Annotated in this window: 13 protein-coding genes; 2 read left to right on the top strand and 11 right to left on the bottom strand. The window is 46.6% G+C overall.

The features are described from left to right. Positions 1 to 134: 134 nt before the first annotated feature. From BK120_RS06670 to BK120_RS06650, 5 genes are all read right to left on the bottom strand, one after another. Entirely contained in the window at positions 135 to 341 is a 207-nt protein-coding gene (locus BK120_RS06670) for a hypothetical protein (protein ID WP_076266718.1), read from the bottom strand. 97 nt (positions 342 to 438) lie between these two features. Beyond that, a complete protein-coding gene (locus tag BK120_RS06665; protein ID WP_076267044.1) occupies positions 439 to 1,287 on the bottom strand; it encodes an NAD-dependent epimerase/dehydratase family protein in 849 nt (282 codons plus the stop codon). 15 nt (positions 1,288 to 1,302) lie between these two features. Next, positions 1,303 to 2,244, bottom strand: a complete 942-nt coding sequence (locus tag BK120_RS06660) for an aldo/keto reductase family protein (protein WP_076266717.1) — start codon at positions 2,242 to 2,244, stop codon at positions 1,303 to 1,305. Between the two features lie 211 nt (positions 2,245 to 2,455). After that, positions 2,456 to 3,004, bottom strand: a complete 549-nt coding sequence (locus BK120_RS06655) for a hypothetical protein (protein ID WP_076266716.1) — start codon at positions 3,002 to 3,004, stop codon at positions 2,456 to 2,458. 123 nt (positions 3,005 to 3,127) lie between these two features. After that, positions 3,128 to 3,982, bottom strand: coding sequence for an AraC family transcriptional regulator (locus tag BK120_RS06650; protein ID WP_076266715.1), 855 nt, complete (start codon positions 3,980 to 3,982; stop codon positions 3,128 to 3,130). Between the two features lie 148 nt (positions 3,983 to 4,130). On the opposite strand from BK120_RS06650, the gene melA reads away from it, so the two are divergent. Beyond that, positions 4,131 to 5,429, top strand: a complete 1,299-nt coding sequence (melA, locus tag BK120_RS06645) for an alpha-glucosidase/alpha-galactosidase (protein ID WP_076266714.1) — start codon at positions 4,131 to 4,133, stop codon at positions 5,427 to 5,429. 143 nt (positions 5,430 to 5,572) lie between these two features. Continuing rightward, positions 5,573 to 6,328: a cupin domain-containing protein gene (locus BK120_RS06640; protein WP_083681688.1), complete on the top strand. Its 756-nt coding sequence runs from the start codon at positions 5,573 to 5,575 to the stop codon at positions 6,326 to 6,328. A gap of 100 nt (positions 6,329 to 6,428) precedes the next feature. Here BK120_RS06640 and BK120_RS34820 read toward each other — a convergent pair whose 3' ends face one another. From BK120_RS34820 to BK120_RS06610, 6 genes are all read right to left on the bottom strand, one after another. Continuing rightward, positions 6,429 to 10,931, bottom strand: coding sequence for a glycoside hydrolase family 2 (locus BK120_RS34820; RefSeq protein WP_076266713.1), 4,503 nt, complete (start codon positions 10,929 to 10,931; stop codon positions 6,429 to 6,431). A gap of 78 nt (positions 10,932 to 11,009) precedes the next feature. Next, a complete protein-coding gene (locus tag BK120_RS06630) occupies positions 11,010 to 15,392 on the bottom strand; it encodes a beta-L-arabinofuranosidase domain-containing protein (RefSeq protein ID WP_076266712.1) in 4,383 nt (1,460 codons plus the stop codon). Between the two features lie 88 nt (positions 15,393 to 15,480). Continuing rightward, entirely contained in the window at positions 15,481 to 16,077 is a 597-nt protein-coding gene (locus BK120_RS06625; RefSeq protein ID WP_076266711.1) for a TlpA family protein disulfide reductase, read from the bottom strand. Further along, on the bottom strand, positions 16,074 to 17,087 hold the full coding sequence (locus BK120_RS06620) for an S-layer homology domain-containing protein (RefSeq protein WP_179089758.1): 1,014 nt from the start codon (positions 17,085 to 17,087) through the stop codon (positions 16,074 to 16,076). Before BK120_RS06620 ends, BK120_RS06625 begins: the two co-directional genes overlap by 4 nt. A 215-nt stretch (positions 17,088 to 17,302) precedes the next feature. Next, positions 17,303 to 17,575 (bottom strand): DUF6171 family protein, encoded by a 273-nt coding sequence (locus BK120_RS06615; RefSeq protein ID WP_076266710.1) that lies wholly within the window; start codon positions 17,573 to 17,575, stop codon positions 17,303 to 17,305. A gap of 14 nt (positions 17,576 to 17,589) precedes the next feature. Then, entirely contained in the window at positions 17,590 to 19,083 is a 1,494-nt protein-coding gene (locus tag BK120_RS06610; RefSeq protein ID WP_076266709.1) for an alpha-N-arabinofuranosidase, read from the bottom strand. Positions 19,084 to 19,091: the final 8 nt, after the last annotated feature.

The raw sequence follows: 19,091 nt of genomic DNA, 5'->3' as shown, positions 1-19,091 counted from the left end.
AACCTATTCTCTAAGCAGTATATGGAGCCATAACTTGTGGTGTTTGGACAAATATACAAACAAAAAAAGGCCGGAAGCTCCTCCTTTTACGGAGAAATCCGGCCTTAATTGTTGATTGCATATGAACGTTAACTCTAGTATTGCTTTGGTGGAACCTCAGGCGGAATGTCCGGCTTGATCTCAGGAACAACCTCCGGTTTAATTTCCGGGATCGTCTGCGGCTCAATTTCCGGAATAGGCTGGTCGGGCTTAATGACCGGCGAATCCGGGGGTATAATTTCCGGCTCCTGTCCTGGATTTGTCTCAGGAACCTCCTGCGGCTTGTTTTCATTATCTAACATGCTTCATCAGCTCCTTTCGCTTATAAGCATGTTTACCCCAAAACAGTCCTAAAATAACGTTCACCGTATAATTTTTTTCTCGGACTCGACTTTCCCTTTACCCGTTGACGTAATTGCGCCATTGATGTTTTGGCTTCCAGCTCAGCAGACGTTTAGCCTTTTCATTGCAGAGCAATGTTTCGTGCCCCTCCAGCGGCTTGCGGAAATCATTGACCTCCGGGAAACGAGCGGCCATTAGCGCACGGCTTGGCAGCGCCATGCTGCTATCATCCGCTGCAAGATTAAGCGCCACGCTTCCGAGCCCCTCTGCTTCAATAGCGAGCTGACAAGCTTCCGCCGCATCTCTCGTATCAATGTAGCTCCATAGAATGCGCTCACGCTGTTCGGGATCATGGATAAATGACTCGAATCGCTCATACGCTTCTGGTGCAATAACATTGCCTAGGCGGAATGAAACAACCTGCATGCCTGTTCTACGGTTTATCATATCCGCTGTTTGTTCATTTACGATTTTGGACAAGCCATAGCTGTCCTCAGGAAGCTGCGGATGCTCTTCATCGACGGGAACATACTTAGGCCCGAACTTCTCTTTGGCAAAAACGAGGCCATAAGAGGATTCGCTCGAAGCAATAACTACCTTGCGGATGCCAAGACCCGCTGCAGCTTCCAATATGTTGTAGGTAGACATCACGTTGTTGTGAAACGTAACCTCATTCGGATGCGAATACGCAACTGGAATGGCAGCCAAATGCACAACGGCATCCGCCCCAGCCAATACGCCGTACACTTCACCCAAATGGTTCAAATCAACGATTACGGTGCGGCATAGCGGTTCGGCTGGATGTTTCACATCCGCATTCACAACCTCGTATCCCTGCTCAACAAAATGCTTAACTACCCATTTCCCCAGCATGCCGCTGCCGCCTGTAACAACTACTTTCGGCACTTCATTCACTCCTTCTTATGCTCCTAATATTTGTTCAATCCGCTCCGTAATATCAGCGCTTAGCACGACACCCGAAGCCTTCACGTTCTCTTCCACCTGTGCAGGATTGCTAGCTCCAACGAGTGCACTAGATACATTCGGCTGGCGCAAAATCCATGCAAGTGCCAGCTGACCAACCGTTAACTCCAGCTCTGCAGCCACCACGCTCAGCTCGCGCACTTTATTGATTTTCTCTTCCGTCACACCTTTGCGCATGCCATCAAGCTTCGCTGCACGGCTGTCCGCAGGCACTTCATTCACCGAACTGTATTTGCCCGTCAGCAGTCCTTGAGCGAGCGGCGAGAACACGACTTGTCCAATACCGCCGCGCTCTCCGTAAGGAATGACTTCCTTCTCGATATATCGGTTAAACATATTATAAATCGGTTGGTTAACTACGATTCGGTCGAGCAAGTAACGATCAGCAATTGCATGCGCTTCCACCATTTGCGCGGTTGTCCATTCGCTAACGCCAACGTACAGCACCTTGCCTTGGCGTATCAGATCATCAAGCGCACGAAGCGTCTCTTCCATTGGCGTACTTGGATCATGGCGGTGACAGTAATATAGATCCACATAATCTGCTCCAAGCCGTTTCAGGCTGGCATTGCACTGCTCCATAATATGTTTGCGGGATAATCCCCGATCATTTGGACCATCACCCATCTGTCCAAACACTTTGGTTGCGAGCACATAGGATTCCCGTGGAAAAGCACGAAGCGCTTCTCCCATCAGCTTCTCTGCTTCCCCTCTCTCATATACATTCGCTGTATCAAAAAAATTAATGCCAAGCCCGTAAGCTGTTTGAATCGCTTTCACCGCATTTTCACGTTCTACATAACCGCCGTATGTTAACCAGCTTCCCAGACTGATCTCGCTAACCTTCAATCCACTTTTCCCTAAATGACGAAATTGCATCTCTACTCATCTCCTTATGAATTGTAAAATAGCAATCGAAATGCTGCCTTAAGCACGCTCGCATCTCTATTCTAGAGAAGTTTGTATCATTATGTAAGTAGTGAAAAAAAGGTCACTATATTATATGAGATATACATACTATACTTAAAGTAACTGCTAGATTCTTGATCTTTATCTTAAAATAAACCCGTTGTGACAGGGATTGGCAATACTATTCGTCCAACCATTGCTGCACTTTATTGTCCATTTCTTTTTGTAAATCTTCTAAAGTGCCGGTTTTATTATGCAGCATATCCAAATACTTTTTTGGAAACATCTTTTTCAACGAAGATTGATAAAGACTGCCGTCTTCCGGTTCAGTATATTCGGTTACAACATATCCCGCTGCTTTTTTCTTCAAGCGAATGACCGCAGGCAAGGAATGCCCCGCTTGATTTTCTAGCCCCGAAAATTTATTAAATCCGCCAAAATAGGAATACATATACACAGTAATAATGCCCGATGATTCGCTTGTGCCATAAACCTCATGCACCTCAAACTGTTTTTCTGTTTGATAGTAAACTGAATCGTATTTTTGAATAATATAATTTGAAATAACCTCGTTCATGTTATCTGATATATGTTTTTCTTCATTGGAAGTTTGCATTTCCTCTGACTCGCTAGAGACCACTTTCCCACTGCTATTCGTTGTTCCATTATTCTCACAGGCACTAAGTATACAAACGGCGGCTAGCAAAACAAACCAAATCTTGAACCTCATTTCAAACCCCTCCTATTCATCCTCATCATCATAGACTCTTTGATGATTACTTAGGTTGCATTTATGGAGAAATTATCCACTGTTTTCGAATAACACCTATCTATTTGTCGCTCGTTTATCGTTCTATTGCTTATTCAAGTTTTTGCGAAATTCCGTAGGGGATTGTCCGCTCCATTTGTGAAATTGCTTCGTAAAAAAAAGCGGGTCATTAAATCCAACAGATGAGGCAATCTGGGCGATCGTAAGCTCACCTTCCAGCAGCTCCTCTGCTTTCTTCATGCGTACCTTTTGTAAATATTGCATGGGCGGCAGCCCCGTCGCATCCTTGAACAGCCTCGTTAAATGCGCGCGATGATAGCCGAGCGTTTGAGCGATCCCTTCTATAGAGAGCTGCTGTCCATATTGGAGCGATATGAGGCGAATTGCCTGATCAATTTGGCGGTAAGAACGAGATTCTGGTACGATCTCTTCGGTTATTCTCGCAGGGTTCATTCGTCCAAGCTCATGAAATATTAGTCTCAGCCAACCCGAAGCCTCCATATTGCCAAGCGCTGGGGCATTCGTTTTCTCCATACCTTTGCGTATTTTCCGAAACATTCGATAAATCGTCGGCAGCGAGAATCCGCGTATAACAGCAAGGTCTGGCGTGATCCCAATCGAACGAAGAGAAGCTTCCACAATATCTCCCGAGAAGGCTACCCATGTATATTTCCAAGGATTGTGCAGGCTTGCCTCGTATTTGACCAGAATATCCGGAAAAATGATGAAAGCGTCCCCCGCGCTGCAAGAGTAAGTCTTCCCCAGCGTTTCAAATGTGCCTTCCCCATCCAGTACAATGTGAATTAAATAATAATCATGAACAGCCGGTCCTATAAAATGGCCCGCGACCGGTTCGCCGATTCCGCTGAACAAGACCGACATTTCGCCTTTCAGCGGAGCTGTATTAATACTCATGGTTATACGATGATGCGTTTCCATCTATGCACCTCCATTAAGCTGACTTCTCTAAGCATACTAAATGATGCAACATTTCTCCATATAATGCTTCGTTCCTTCCATATTCATTTGCAGTTGTTCTCCTTATACTAAAGGAGTCAGCAATCATCCAATAGGAGGCTATTGTCTAATGTCTAAAATTACTTTTATCGGCGCAGGAAGCAGTGTTTTTGCCAAAAACATTCTTGGAGATGTCATGCAGACACCTGCACTGCAAGGTTTTGAAATCGCTTTATTTGACATTGATGCGGAGCGTCTTCTCGATTCCGAGCAAATGCTGCTTAATATTAAAAAAACAAGTGAAAGCACTTGCGAGATTAAAGCTTATACCGACCGGAAAGAAGCGCTTCGCGGTGCCAAATACATCGTAAACGCCATTCAAGTAGGCGGCTATGATCCTTGTACGATTACCGATTTCGAGATTCCAAAAAAATACGGCTTGCGCCAAACGATTGCCGATACCGTAGGCATTGGCGGTATTTTCCGTAATCTACGCACGATTCCTGTAATGCTGGATTTCGCTCGCGATATTAACGAGGTTTGTCCAGATGCCCTGTTCCTTAACTACACCAACCCAATGGCCGTGCTCACGAATGTAATGAACACCTATGGCGGCGTGAAAACGGTTGGCTTGTGCCACAGTGTACAAGTTTGTGTACCACATTTATTTGATCATTTGGGTATGGATACAACGGGCGTTAAGTACAAAATTGCAGGCATCAACCATATGGCATGGCTGCTTGAAGCAAGCAAAGACGGAGTTGATCTTTACCCGGAAATCAAACGCCGTGCAGCCGAGAAGCAATTGGAGAAACATCATGATATGGTTCGTTACGAGCTCATGCTGAAATTCGGCTACTACATCACCGAATCTTCCGAGCACAATGCGGAATACCATCCATACTTCATCAAACGGAACTATCCAGAGCTGATCGAGCGTTTCAACATTCCTCTCGATGAGTATCCGCGCCGCTGTGTTAGTCAAATTGAAGGCTGGAAATCCATGCGCGATTCACTTATTAATGACAGCAAGCTTGAGCACTGCCGCAGTCATGAATATGCTTCGTACATTCTGGAAGCCATTGAAACGAACAAGCCGTTCAAAATTGGCGGCAACGTGATGAATACTGGGCTTATTACGAATCTGCCGAAGGAAGCTTGCGTAGAAGTACCATGCCTCGTTGATGCGAATGGCGTTACACCAACCTATGTTGGCGACCTTCCGCCACAGCTTGCAGCATTAAACCGTACGAATATCAACACGCAGCTATTAACGATCGAAGCGGCGATTACTGGCAAGCGAGATCATATTTATCACGCTGCAATGCTTGATCCGCATACCTCAGCAGAATTGTCTATGGATGACATTGTATCGCTTTGCGATGAGCTCATCGAAGCGCATGGCAGCTGGCTTCCAAGCTATAAATAAACGAATAGGCAGACGAGTGCATCGTTATTCATGCACTTGTCTGCCTTGTTTTTTTCCAGCAACCTTCACCATCATATGGGCAAATACATATCCTATCCCAGTAAACATTTAACCAGCTAATGGAAGAGGGGCAGGATTTTCAAATGACTTCTTATATGGACTATACGTCTCCACAGACGGAATTTGCTTATGATTTGAACAATAGTACTTTTTTCAAAAAAGATCCATACAACTACATCAACTTGCTTTCAGTGAAGCAATTGAATACGTTAGGGAATTCGTCGCTTCTCGATATCTACCTTAGCAAAAGCAATGTCGTTGAGCCTCACTACCATCAGAATGCGTCTGAACTCGTATATTGCATATCAGGATCAGCAGAAATCGCGCTCATGAACCCTTTTACGAACGAGTTCCTTCATTACTTGGTACAGCCTGCTCAAGTCGTCAACATTCCGCAAGGCTGGTGGCACTATGAAATGGCGACCGTCGATAATACTCATCTGCTAGCCATCTTTGATGCGCCAATCCCTGAAGTTATTTTTGGCTCCGATATTTTAAGATTAACTCCAACCAACATCCTTGCGTATACCTACTGCTTAGACCAAGAAAAATTAGAAAATGCGTTAGCACCTTTAAAGGACACCGTTATTTTGGGACCTCCGAGCAATTGCAGCTATAATCCCGTACAAGGCCAAAGCAAAAATATGCAAAAGCCTAATCAAGCTCCAATGCAGCAGCAAGCTCCAGTGCAATCGAATCAAGTATTGCAGCCAAACCAAACGTTGCCGTTCAATAAAGCATATCAGCCTAATCAAGGTATCCAATCTAACCAAGCTAAACCTAACCAAGGCTATTACAATCAAATGTATGGCCAGCAGTATTATCAGCATCCATATTAATAACTTAAACCCACAGAAACCGACAAAAAAAGAGGGAACCCAAGCAGTCCGTTGCTTCGGGTCACCCTCTTCTTTATTGTAAGCAAAATCTAACGAAATGTTACCCCAGAATCCATCTTGCAAGCATCGCGATATCCACAATATCAATCTTGCCATCCGCATTTAGATCGGATTTCTTATATTGCGACCAATTCGGATCTGCGCTTGTTTTGCCATATGCAGCTGCTACGATGCCGAGGTCGCCAATCGATACCTTATTGTCGTTATTAATATCGCCTGACAATTTGGAAGCTTGGAACGTCGTCACTGCCGCACTTAGCTGAGCAATAGCTGCGCTCACTTGCGCTTCGCTTGCATTCGGGTTAACGGCAACGGCTTTCGCTGCGGCTATGGCTTCACCGAACGCTGCTTTTGCTGCTGCCGGATATTGACCAGGCTGTGTGCCGACTACCGCTCCATCGTAAATGGCTTCCGCTGCGGCTATCGCCTGATTTAAACCCGTCACATCAACAACGGCACTAATTTGCAGCGTATGGGAAGCTGATTTTGCTTCAAGCTCTTCTCCCAAGCTATTTGCAACCGTAAAGTCGCTAATTTGAATGGCTGTATTGCCTGTGCTCCCCGTAACAGCTGCCAAGAAGCTCAGCTTCAGCCATTCCGAATTGGCATCAATGCCTTTGCCTTGACCTGCCGCTACAATCCTCACCTTGCCTGGCTCGATAACCTTTTGCTCAAGGATGCTGAAATCCTGCTGCAAGGAGGTGGCGCCAGTCAGCGTTAATTTCGCAGCATCGAAGCTAACTGTTAAAATTTGCGCATACAGCTTTGAATATTTCTCCTCCGTTACGCCTGACAATCCAACCGTTGCATCGAAGGATTGACCCGCTTTCACCTGTGCCGCTCCGGCAATCGTAGCCGTCGCGTCTTTCACAGCAGGAGGTACAACAGAAGCTGCGAAGTCAGCAACCGATTTGCCTAGCGCCGCCAACGCTGCATCTACTGCCGCTTGGTCTGCAGTTGCAAGAGCCAATACGTCTTTAGCTGTTGCGATTGAAGCAGCAAATGCATCTTTTGCAGACTGCGGATATTGACCGGGTTCTGTGCCTGCAACAGCGGAATTATGTTTGGCTTCAGCAGATACAACTGCCGCTTGAAGTGCTGTTTTATCCGACAATTGAGCAGGACCAACCGAGAAATAATCAAAATTTGCTTGGATTGACGTTTTATCACCCGAAGATAGACCATAGAAACCGATTTTCAAATTGCTTAAATTAACAGTCATCGGGTCTGCCGCAGGTTTCCATGCGCTGCCATCCCAATAGAAAGTAGAAACGACGTTGCCTACCTTTTTGATTTGCAAATAGGACGTATCGTAACCTGGATGGCTGACCATGTTTGTCGCTTTAACATAAACCGCATTTTTCTCATATGCGGTTTCGAGGCTTTTGCCAGTTGTTGCTTCCGTATCCCAAACATGGCCCAGCTTGACGTAATTGTCCTCATTTTGCCAAACGAACAATCCCGCTTGCTGGAAGTTTTTGCGTACAGGCGCTTCCACTTTTGTTGTAATGACGAAATCGCCTGCTGGCGCATCCTTTAAAAATATGTTCGGCAAGTTATTTGAATTTCCGAACGTGTCGCCTGGTGAAGTGTCCAAGCTTAAAAAGCCTGGTTTGCGCGTCAGCGACCATTTGGAGTTGTCTGCCTTAAAGACAGACCAAGCACTGTCTAGCGTCGCCTCATTAAACGGATCAACGGAAGAACCCGCCGGAATTGGATCGTTCACCGATACAAAAAATTGCTCACGCGCGTTTTGGAGAGATTTAAGCGCTGTTTGAATTTGTGCAGGCATTGCAGCCTCATTCTGAGCTGTCTCGCGGGCGGAATCAATAACAGCTTTAAAGGAATCAGCAGTCGATTGCCCATATTCACCGGCTCCTGAACCTATTTTCGCGAGATTCAGCATTCCTTCTGCTCTTGCAATTTCAGCGAGCAAATCCCCTTTGGTTGCTGTGCCGATGAGCTCACGATGCGCGGTCGCAATTCGATCAAAATCCATTTTTTCAACCTTGCGATCGTAAGACAATAAGCCGTTAATTTCATATTCCACATCTGTAATTTGTGTGTATATGGCTGCGCTCAGGCCTGATTCCTTCAGCTGCTTCAACCTGTTGATGTAGGCAATATAAGTAGAAGTCAGCTGTTCTTTGCTATTCATTAATTGATAGGAGAATACGAGCGGGCTCCATTCATGTCCTGGGACATGCAAGCCTAAACCGCCATATTCGCCAAGCACAGCTGCCCTTGTATCGCTGTAATTCGGAGCGCCGGGATCAGGATAGCGATGAATATCATTCAAATCGCCGACGCCAGCATCCCACCAGCCGCTTGTGCTGTTAACGAGCCTAGTCGAATCAAGGCTTTTTACATAGCTGGTAGCATCCTTCGTCATTTGCCCGCCTTGATCAAATTGTCCCCAGCCTTCATTAAACACCGTCCACACAATGATCGATGTCACGCTGCGCAATTGATCAACCATCTCTTTGTATTCTTTAAACCACTGCGTCTTCGTTGCTTGTGTAATATCTGACCCTTTATTTCCTTGACGATCCTCAAGGCTCGGCATATCCTGCCATACGAGTACGCCTAGCTTATCTGCCCAATAATACCAGCGTGCAGGCTCCACCTTAATATGCTTGCGAATCGTATTCATGCCGACGCGTTTAACCGCCTCGATATCAAATTTCAAAGCTTCGTCCGTAGGTGCCGTGTATATGCCGTCCGGCCAAAAACCTTGATCAAGCGGCCCCATCTGGAAGACGAATTTCCCATTTACTAGCGGCCTTGTTATACCGTCTACCTTGCCGAGCGTAATCTCTCTCATGCCAAAATAGCTTGAAACCTCATCTACTGTTTGTGCTCCATCCTTCAGATACACCTTTAAATCATATAGATATGGATCATCTGGGGACCAAAGCCGTGCATTTGGAACTGCCACAGCAATCTCAGCTCCAGCTGCTCCTGTTGCGGTTCCCACCACTTTTCCATTTTCCAAAACAACCGCTTCAATCGTTTGTCCTTCAACGCCGATAGCAGCTGCCTTCAGCTTCAAGATGCCATTATGAATATCTGTTACCATGTCGAGTTTATCGATATGTGCAGCGGCTACAGGCTCAAGCCACACCGTTTGCCATATACCCGATACGGAGGTATACCAAATGCCGCCGAGTTTTTTGACCGTTTGTTTGCCAACGGCTTGGTCTGCCCCCATATCCGTCTCGTCCAGTACATGCACGATAAGCTCATTGTCCCCAGCCACAAGATAATCCGTAATGTCAAAGCTAAATGAGGTATAACCTCCCTTATGGCTGCCTACCGATTGTCCATTGACATACACCGTTGCCAAGTAATCAACCGCGCCAAAATTCAGCTTCACTCGCTCACCATCCCAGTTCTCAGGAACGGTAAAGGAACGCTTATACCACATGAGATCCTCCACGCGGTTAATGCCAGAGAGCTTTGCTTCTGCTGCAAACGGAACGAGAATTTTCTCCTTCAACACTTGGCCTACAGGAACAGCTTCTCCCTTCTGAGCTGCTTGGAACTCCCATTCTCCATTCAAATTCATCCATTTTTCACGCGCTAATTGAGGTCTTGGGTATTCAGGCAGAACGTTTTCTTTGTCTACATCCTCCGCCCAAGGGGACATGATCTGATATTTCGAACCATTGTAGACAGGTTTATCGAAGCTAGCTACAGCTGCTCCTGCCGCCGTTTCAAGTCCGCCTTTGCCATCGTAGATTACTTTAACATTGCCTACATCCTTAGAATACATTGGATCTTTCAGCAGTACGGTAACGACTTTATCGTCCCCATCCTTCAAAGCTGCCGACAGAATAGGCAAATCGCCCGTCACGATACGCAATTTCAGATGCTTTACAAACTCAGCAGTGATTGGCTTCAAAGATTCTTGGAATGGCAGCTCAACTTGCAAACCATCCTCGGATACGATACCTCCAAGCGCGAAACCGTCTGGCAAATAAAACGCTTCTGTTGGTACTGCTTCCTTCGCTAAGCTCTTGCTAGACCAGCGCAGGTGAACATTCGAGCCGCCCGTGTCTTCGAACAACTCCAGCTTAATGCTGTATTTCTGACCTGCAACCAAAGTGACAGGCTTTGAAGTTTGCTCTTTGTCCCAGTCCGCTATCCAGTGGTCGATCGTAAGCTTATTATCAACCCAAAGGCGGAAGCCATTATCACCTGTAATGTAAAAGGTATAGTCCTCAGAAAGCTTAGGCTGAATGAAACCCGTCCATCTGATGCCGACGCGATCTTCTTGTCCTGTAAACATTTTGATGGCCGGCTCTAAATTGGAGATATCCAAATTCGAATCGTAGCCAGCTCCTTTAAAGGTTCCAAAAGCAAAATTGGGCGGCCCTCCCGCAGTGAAATATTCAGCCATCAGCCCATGCTGCTGCGAAGCTGCCATTCCCCCTGCATCTGCTGCCGCAGCCTGGGGTGCAAAGGAGATTGCGGAAGCTACTATACTAAATATCATAGATAATGCCACAAGCGTACTCATTGTTTTTCTTATATTCAACATGAACGGAACCTCCAAAGATTCATAGTATCGATACCCAAATCTACTGGAGGAAGTGATGCGCCTTCCCCCTTGTACCGTTTAGCCAAGAATCAAACGAGCGAGTAATGCAAGATCCTCAATATCCACTTTGCCATCATGATTCAAATCTGCCTTTTGGAACTGCTGCCAATTCGGATCGCTGCTGGATTTGCCATACGAATAAGCTACAATCGCCAAATCGCCAACTGTAATTTTATTATCATGATTCACGTCACCGTTACTTGGCTTGATGACACCGGCAAGGAAGTCTTCTAATGCAGCATTCAGCTTCGTAATCGCGGCTGCAATTTCAGCTTTCGTTGCCTTCTCGTCATCAGCAACCAGCTTCGCTTTGTTGATAGCCGATTGCAGCTGCTGCTTCATCGCAGGAGGATATTGTCCCGGTTCTGTTCCTGTTTCCGCTCCATCATACAAAGCTTCCGCATGCGATAATGCCGCCAGCAGTGCAGACTTATCACCCGGAGCTGCCTGTATCTGAAGATGATGCTGCGCTTCAAACAGCAGCAGCTCCTGCCCTTCTGCATTTGCAAGCTTAACATCGGATACCGTTATAGAGGTATTAGCCGTTTCTTCTGTTATGCCCGCTTTGAAAGTCAGCTTCAGCCAGTCTTCGTTTGGTGAAAGGGCTGCCCCCTCTCCAAACGCTAATATCCGAATTTTTCCCGGCTCAAGCTCTTTGGGTTCAAGTACATTCAGCCCTTCCCGTAGTGGCGCCGCACCCGAGAAGCTTAGTTTGCTTGGATCAAAGGTTACCGTAATGTCCTGCGCATAAACGCTCTGATATACGCTGTCCGTAACATTTCGAACCGCTAAGATAAGATTCAGATCAGCACCGCTCGGTACGTTTGCAGCACCTGTCAGTACAACTGTTCCTTGATCCGAAGGCTCAACAGCTTCTTTACTAACTGCTGACAATGCGATGTAGTCTAGCTCATAAAAGCCCGAATTAGATCCAGCTCCCCGCATAAACTTGATTGAGTTAATCCCTTCCTTCAGCTCAACGTTGATGCTTGAAGCCATAAATCGGCCCCAATTAATCGTCCCTGCGAGCTGCAAGGACTGCTCTTCGCCTTCATTAACAATAATTTTTGCAGCAGCTGGCTGATAATTCCCCGTATTCTGCGCGTACCAAATAAACATTTTGTACGTCCCTGCTGCTGGAACCTCAACCTGATTAAAGTTAACGTAGCTGTCGGCATAGTCGATACCGCCAACGTAGCTTGAGCCTGATGCATGCACATTATTGCTGCGAGCCGACGCTTTGAACAGCTGGGCGTTTTCCGCCTCGTATTTATAAGGTTGAATGCCCGTTTCCTCAGTCACCTCAGGGAAATAAGTAACCCGCAGGTTTTCCGCTCCAAACGGAACAAGCGTAATTTCCTCCGTAGGCTCTGCGGAATATACAGGACCAACCGGCGGCTCTGCAGCTGATACCCCGTTAGCTGCTTTGCCCCATGACGGGATTCTCTTCCCTTTGGCAATTAGCTTAATCGGTGTCGTCTCCTGTATGAACGGATTATCCGGCATATCGGATACGACGACCTGAATCGAATCTGCTGGGTTGTTGCGATCAAGCAGCAAACCATAATTCCAAGGCGACTGCGCATTGATGCTGTATTCCTTGAAGCCGAGCGCCTTCACTTGCGGCGCTGGATTAGACTGTTCTACCCAGTTCTCATCGATTTGCAGAGAGAATACGAGCGGTCCTCGTTCGATGCCAATTGAATTGTTGACCCAAGTCGACGTTTTGAGCTCCATTGGCAGGGTCAATACAACGGTATCGCCTTTTGTCCAGTGCCGATCAATCGTAAAATATTGTCCGGATACTGCGGCCTCTTGCGGCTGCCCATTCACCGTGATAACCGCTTTGTCCGTCCATTCCGGAATACGCAGCTTCAGCGGGAAGTTCACACTCTTGGACGCTTCCTCAATCGTAAACCGAATTTGATCCTCGAACGGATAGTTCGTCGTTTCCTTGACGGTTACATTCGCTCCATTGATTTTGGCTGATACACGGCTCGGTCCATAGGCAATTACGCCTAGCCCGCCATCCGAAGTACCCGCCCACATGTCCTTCACAAAATAAGGCCAGCCCATATGCATATTGAAACGACAGCAAGGATAACCCGAATATGGCGACTGTACGGTGCCATTTCCGTAATTTTGCTTAAAGCCATGATCGGTTACGCCGCTTTGCACTTGATTCGGCAGCGAATAGTATTGATGGGTTTTAATATCCTTGCTCATAGCACCCGGAAGCGAATTAAAAGTAATTTTCTCCAGCGCATCTCCGATTGCCGGATCACCGGTAATCATGGCTGCAACCGCGTTGCTGTGTACCCGCTCTACAATGGCACAAAGCTCAACCCCTTGCGTTGAAGCTAACCCTGCGAGCATCTCTGTTCCTGAATTCATGCCGGTAATTTGATTGTGTGATTGATTCAGATGCTCTACACCTGCTTGAAATGCAAGCTTATCTGCTTCATTGTTCGATAGTTGATAATAAATAGAGGGGGTTTTAATCGATTGATTGACGTTGACTGTATGCTGCGAGTAAAAGTTATCAGGATTAATCTTAGCGGCTGTTAAAAAATGGTCGTTCGTAAAAATGTCAGTCTCATCGCCGCCTTGCTTATGCAGCTTCTCAGCGAGCTGCAGCAGAAACTCATCTCCTGTACGGTTGTACAGCCAGAGCACGACATTCATATTGTCGCCGCTGCGGATTTGTCCCCAATCCCTAAGCGGACGCTGGTCTAGATTGTTCAGCTGGTAATGAAAATAGTTCGTAAGAAAGGATATCACTCTCTTGTCATTTGTCGCCTCGTAATAATCCTTGAGCACATAAATAGCAACCATGCGCGGCCACCAATCATTGTCGCTCGCAGGACCGAAGAAGCCGTCATCACGCTGGCTGTTCAACATCCAATTGACCCATTTTTGCGACTTTGCAATCAGCTCCGGATCGTCAAGCGTATAAGCGAGCGCGACCAATCCCTTCACATAATAGATAGGGCGTTCCCAGTTCGATTCTGGCGCTGTTCCACCCAGCCATTCCGAATTTGTGCTGAGCTCTCCGTATAAATCCTCTGCGTATCCGGTTGCACCATCCTTCATAAGCTCTAATTGCTTAAGCAGCCAACCATCAGCTTTGACCGATCCAAGCGGAAGCGGCACAAACGGCGTTTGTACAAGCGGGTCTTTATTTTTGACCAGTTCTTGGAACGACTCCGCCGGTACGGCATAGTCTGTTGCAATAAAATTGTCGAATAGTGGCTCAGATTCATCCGCCCATACCCCAATGCCGCCTGAGGTAAACTTTTGTTCACTGTCATCGGTGTATTCCAGAATGGAATTATGCATATCGTCCACATATATTTTGATGCCGTTTCCATAGGTTACGACCTTCAATTGATAAAACTTGTTCGCAGTGACCGTATCCAGCGCCTTAACGACTTTAAGATCGGTCCACTTATCCGTTAGCCGGCGAAGTACCAAGTTTCCATCATTTCGCAGTCCTGCAAAATAACCTTGAGGCACCTTTCCCTCACCGCTTAGCTTAGTTCGAAACAAAAGTCCTGCCGTACCCGCAGCTGGCGGCAGCTTAATATCGGTCTCCACTGTAAAATCGGAGAACACCGTATCCTTTACGAGCAAAGCCTGATTTGCGCCAGCGTTTACGGTTATCCCGCCCGATTGCAATTTCCATTCGCCTTGAGCAGCATGCCAACTCGGCAATGTGAGCCCATCCGCTGGGACATCAAATGAATCTGTAAATGCGAGCTCCCCCTTATCATTTGAAAGTTTGAGATTGTCATAGGTCGGTTGGGATTGGTAAAGCCTTACGCCGACCTGACCTTTCGTATAGGTCGTATCCGATTGTTCCAATACCAGCTTATCATTGACATAAAACTTAATTTGCGATCCGGCAACGCTAACTTTAAAGTGATAAACAACATTAGGATTAATCGCTATCGAAGTTCGCTTCAGCTCAGTCCATTTGTTGTCCATACGGCCTAGAAATACGCTGCCCGTTCCTTGGGCGGAAATGCCTGCGTAATAACCTTTCACATTGTCCGCCCCTGGCGCTGCGCTAACCGTTCGGAAAAGCAATCCCGCATCACCGTTTCGACTGGCAAGGCTTATATCTGCCTCCACGGTGCCATCTTGTATTTCGGTTTGCTTAACCAAAGCTTTAGAGCCCGGTCCGCTTTCTCCAGTCATTTTGCCATTTGCCGTTGACCATATGCCATCGATGACCGTCCAATTTTCATTAATGATGGAACGATTGAAATGATCCTCGAAAAAAACCGGCTCTGCTCCAGTCGCAGCTTCTACATGAACTGCTGGCAAAAAAATGCTTACATACATTGAAAAAATGAGCGGTAATACAATCATTGATTTCAGCCTGGCACTGAACCGCATCCAGCTTCACTCCTCAATCTTAGTTCTTGCAATCGCAAGCTCATGCTAAGCTTGCGTTTCAATTCAGCTGCTAGAATATGATGCAAGCTCACCTCCCCTCCGTTAACATTTCAAGCTTGCTCTCAAACTCCATCGGATCTATCAAATGAAATGTATCCAGTACCGTGCCGTCCGTATCGATAATAAATGTAGTTGGCAGCGCATGCAGCTCGTATAAATAAGAGGCACGTTTATTGGCATCCAGTAAGTTCGTAAATCGCCATTCATTCTCCTCGATGAAGGTTTCAATGGCGCTTGCTTGTTTTTCTTCCGATGATAGATTCACGCCATAGAAATCTACTTTATCTTCATATCTCTCATGCAGCTTCTTTAAGGTGGGAGCTTCAACACTGCATGCCTCGCACCAGCTCGCCCAAAACTGCAAAACAATCGGTTTATCTTCTGCACCCGCTACGGTGTGGGTTTTTCCGTTCAGATCCTTGAGCGTAAAGGCTGGCGCCTTCACACCTGAAGTCGCTTTGCGGTGCAAAGCAGCCTCCTGATTCACACTTAATACGCTCTCCAGCGCGGATGCATCCAGCTTATCGCCTGCATTCCCGCTCGTTTGATCCGAATTTAATATGAAAAACAAACCCAAGACAGTAGCCGACAAAAAAACAGAAATTACTAGAATCGTTTTTTTCATTGCTTTGAGTCAATCAAAGCAAGCAAGAGAGTAACGGCTTCAGCCCGAGTCGCATTAGCGCTTGGTGCAAATTTATTTTCGCCTCTGCCTTTGATGATGCCCGCTTCAGCAGCCATCGCTACAGAAGGCTCCGCCCAAGCTGGAATTTGGCTTCGATCTGCAAATGAGGATTTTTTCGCCTGATCAACCTTCCATTCGAGCGCTCTAACGACCATTACCGCAATCTCCGCGCGATTAATTGGTTTGCTAGGGCGGAATGTATTGTCCTCGTACCCTGTTATAATGCCAGCTTCTACTGCAGTACCAACAAAAGCGGAAGCCCAGCTGGGTATGCTGCCTGCATCTTTAAACGATACATCTGCTGCAAGATCAGCCTTCAAATCTAGTGCTCTGACGAGCATCGCTGCAAATTCCGTGCGGGTAACCTGTGCATTTGGTTTGAAGGTTCCATCCGTATAACCATTAACAAACCCTAGCTGAACAGCCCGTTCAATGGATGCGATTGCCCAGTGTCCCGCAATATCTTTGAATGATACCGCTGAATTTCCGAGGTTAGCGGTAAGCTTCACATTAGGCTTCAGCGTACTGGAATCAAGGGTACTTTTTACAAGCTTCGCATCGGTAAGCTTTACCTCGGTATTTCCATTTCCTATTGGCTCGAATAGAAAGCTGGATAATACGCTTTTACCATTCTCGCCTGCTTTGTTCCCTATCTTCGTCGCAGCAAACACAATTTGATTGCCTTCGACGATCGGCGATATCGAGAATCCTGCAATGCTGCTGCTGGCACTCTTAAAGCGCAGCTTCTTTGCATCAAATGTCAGCTTCACCTCATAAGCGTACATATCGGTTAGCTTATCCGCAGTAACGACGACTTTAATATCTTTATCCGATTTCTCCTGGGTAAGTGCGAACACCGGCGTATCCGCTGCAAACGCAAAGCTTGGGAGTGCCATAGCAAGCAATAAAACGATCAAACCAGCCGACATAAAACGCTTACATTTCTTCAATGAAATCGTCCCTTTCATCTACATAGAATAGTAATGAGAGATGTGCATAACCATCTAGCCATCCAATCGATAGTTTTATTGTACAAAGATGAATTTGGAATGTATTTGCAATATCAGGTTAAAAGTTATGAATTTCCGCCGTTCCTTTTTTAAAATAAATAGAGCTGCTCTCTATATAGACAGAGAGCAGCTCTAAAATCCTTAATTATATATTTTCATGCATATTTCGACCAGCGGCTATCCCCAGGATTCGGACAAGCACGTTCTTTATATTTGGCAGCAATACGTACGAAACACCCGCATACGGTACAGGTCGTACCATATTGAAACTTAGGGCAGTTTCTACATTGCTGTAGGCGCTGCTCGTACACATCATCCGGCACACTAATTTCAGACTGGAACATCGGCGCCGCCAAGATCCGATCAATCTGCTCATCCGTGACAAGGTAATCATCACGACAGCCTTTGCACGCATTTTTGCTGCTCATCGCTGGTGGTATCCCTATTCTGAGATCAGCTCTAGCACTGTTACCGACATTGGCGAGAGCTTTGCGCTAATTTTTGATCCATTAACAGTGAAAGCTTGAAATGCGGTTGGCGCAACAGCTTCCGGATTTTCAAACGTGTTGTGCGCATCCTTAACGGAAGCTGAAAGCTCTGTACCCGAAACCTTAAGCCCTGCACCAGCTAGGCCGCGAAGATCAATCTCCACATCCGCTTCGGACTGATTGTCCAAATTACACAAGCTTACATGGATGCGGCCACTCGCGTCCTTCGATGCAGATACGGATACTTGCGGAATCTTCTGGTCATTGTGCGCATAATCCTGACTGTCAATCGACGTGGTAAGAAGCGTTGCATCCTGATGCACCTTGTACATATCAAAAACGTGATACGTTGGCGTCAGCACCATTTTCTCACCCTCAGTCAAAATGACCGATTGCAGCACATTGATCACCTGAGCAATGTTAGCCATTTGTACCCGGTCGCAATGATCGTGAAAAATATGAAGCGTAATTCCAGCAACCAGCGCATCACGAATCGTGTTTTGCTGATACAGAAACCCTGGATTTGTACCCGGCTCCACATCGTACCACGTACCCCATTCATCAACCATAAGGCCAACTCGCTTCTTCGGATCATAACGATCCATAATAGCCGAATGGCGCGTAATCAGCTCGTCCATATAAAATGTTTTCTTTAATGTACCGTACCATTCATCCTCGGAGAAGCCTGTTGCTGGACCTTTTTGTGTCCAAAACTCACCCGGAATGGTGTAATAATGCAGCGATATCGCATCCATCATCCCATGCGCTTCCCGCATGACAACGTCCATCCAGCGGTAATCATCTACGTTTGGACCGCAAGCGATCTTATGGATTTTGTTATCGCCATAATTGCGCACATAGGTTTGATATCTGCGATACAGATCCGCATAATATTCAGGTCGCATGTTGCCGCCGCAGCCCCAGTTCTCGTTGCCGACGCCAAAATATTTCACGTTCCACGGCTTTTCCCTGCCGTTTTCTGCACGCAGCTCTGCCATTGGCGATACGCCGTCAAATGTCATGTACTCTACCCACTCTGACATTTCCTGAACAGTGCCGCTGCCCACGTTGCCTGAGATGTAAGGCTCGCATTCCAGCATTTCACACAGCATTAAAAACTCATGCGTGCCAAAATGATTGTTCTCAACAACACCGCCCCAGTGGGTGTTGATCATCCGCTTGCGCGACTCGCGCGGTCCAATGCCGTCCTTCCAATGATATTCGTCCGCGAAGCAGCCGCCCGGCCAGCGAAGAACTGGAATTTTCAGCTGCTTAAGCGCTGCGACTACATCATTGCGAATCCCATTTGTGTTCGGAATAGGAGAATCCTCACCTACCCATATCCCTTCATAAATACAACGTCCCAAATGCTCAGAGAAATGTCCATAAATATTGCGATTAATCGTACCTGCAGCCAAATCAGCGTTAATGGTTATACGGTTTGCCAAATGAATCG

It is taken from the genome of Paenibacillus sp. FSL A5-0031 (assembly GCF_001956295.1).
Taxonomy (GTDB): Bacteria; Bacillota; Bacilli; order Paenibacillales; family Paenibacillaceae; genus Pristimantibacillus.
The sequence above is the reverse complement of the archived record's forward strand: the minus strand, read 5'-3'. Positions and strand labels throughout refer to the sequence as shown.

Bases quoted from the DNA above. Each gene is read 5' to 3' on its own strand.
- BK120_RS06670 (WP_076266718.1), bottom strand. From the start codon at position 341: ATGTTAGATAATGAAAACAAGCCGCAGGAGGTTCCTGAGACAAATCCA.
- BK120_RS06660 (WP_076266717.1), bottom strand. From the start codon at position 2,244: ATGCAATTTCGTCATTTAGGGAAAAGTGGATTGAAGGTTAGCGAGATC.
- BK120_RS06655 (WP_076266716.1), bottom strand. From the start codon at position 3,004: ATGAGGTTCAAGATTTGGTTTGTTTTGCTAGCCGCCGTTTGTATACTT.
- BK120_RS06650 (WP_076266715.1), bottom strand. From the start codon at position 3,982: ATGGAAACGCATCATCGTATAACCATGAGTATTAATACAGCTCCGCTG.
- melA (WP_076266714.1), top strand. From the start codon at position 4,131: ATGTCTAAAATTACTTTTATCGGCGCAGGAAGCAGTGTTTTTGCCAAA.
- BK120_RS06640 (WP_083681688.1), top strand. From the start codon at position 5,573: ATGACTTCTTATATGGACTATACGTCTCCACAGACGGAATTTGCTTAT.
- BK120_RS34820 (WP_076266713.1), bottom strand. From the start codon at position 10,931: ATGTTGAATATAAGAAAAACAATGAGTACGCTTGTGGCATTATCTATG.
- BK120_RS06630 (WP_076266712.1), bottom strand. From the start codon at position 15,392: ATGCGGTTCAGTGCCAGGCTGAAATCAATGATTGTATTACCGCTCATT.
- BK120_RS06625 (WP_076266711.1), bottom strand. From the start codon at position 16,077: ATGAAAAAAACGATTCTAGTAATTTCTGTTTTTTTGTCGGCTACTGTC.
- BK120_RS06615 (WP_076266710.1), bottom strand. From the start codon at position 17,575: ATGAGCAGCAAAAATGCGTGCAAAGGCTGTCGTGATGATTACCTTGTC.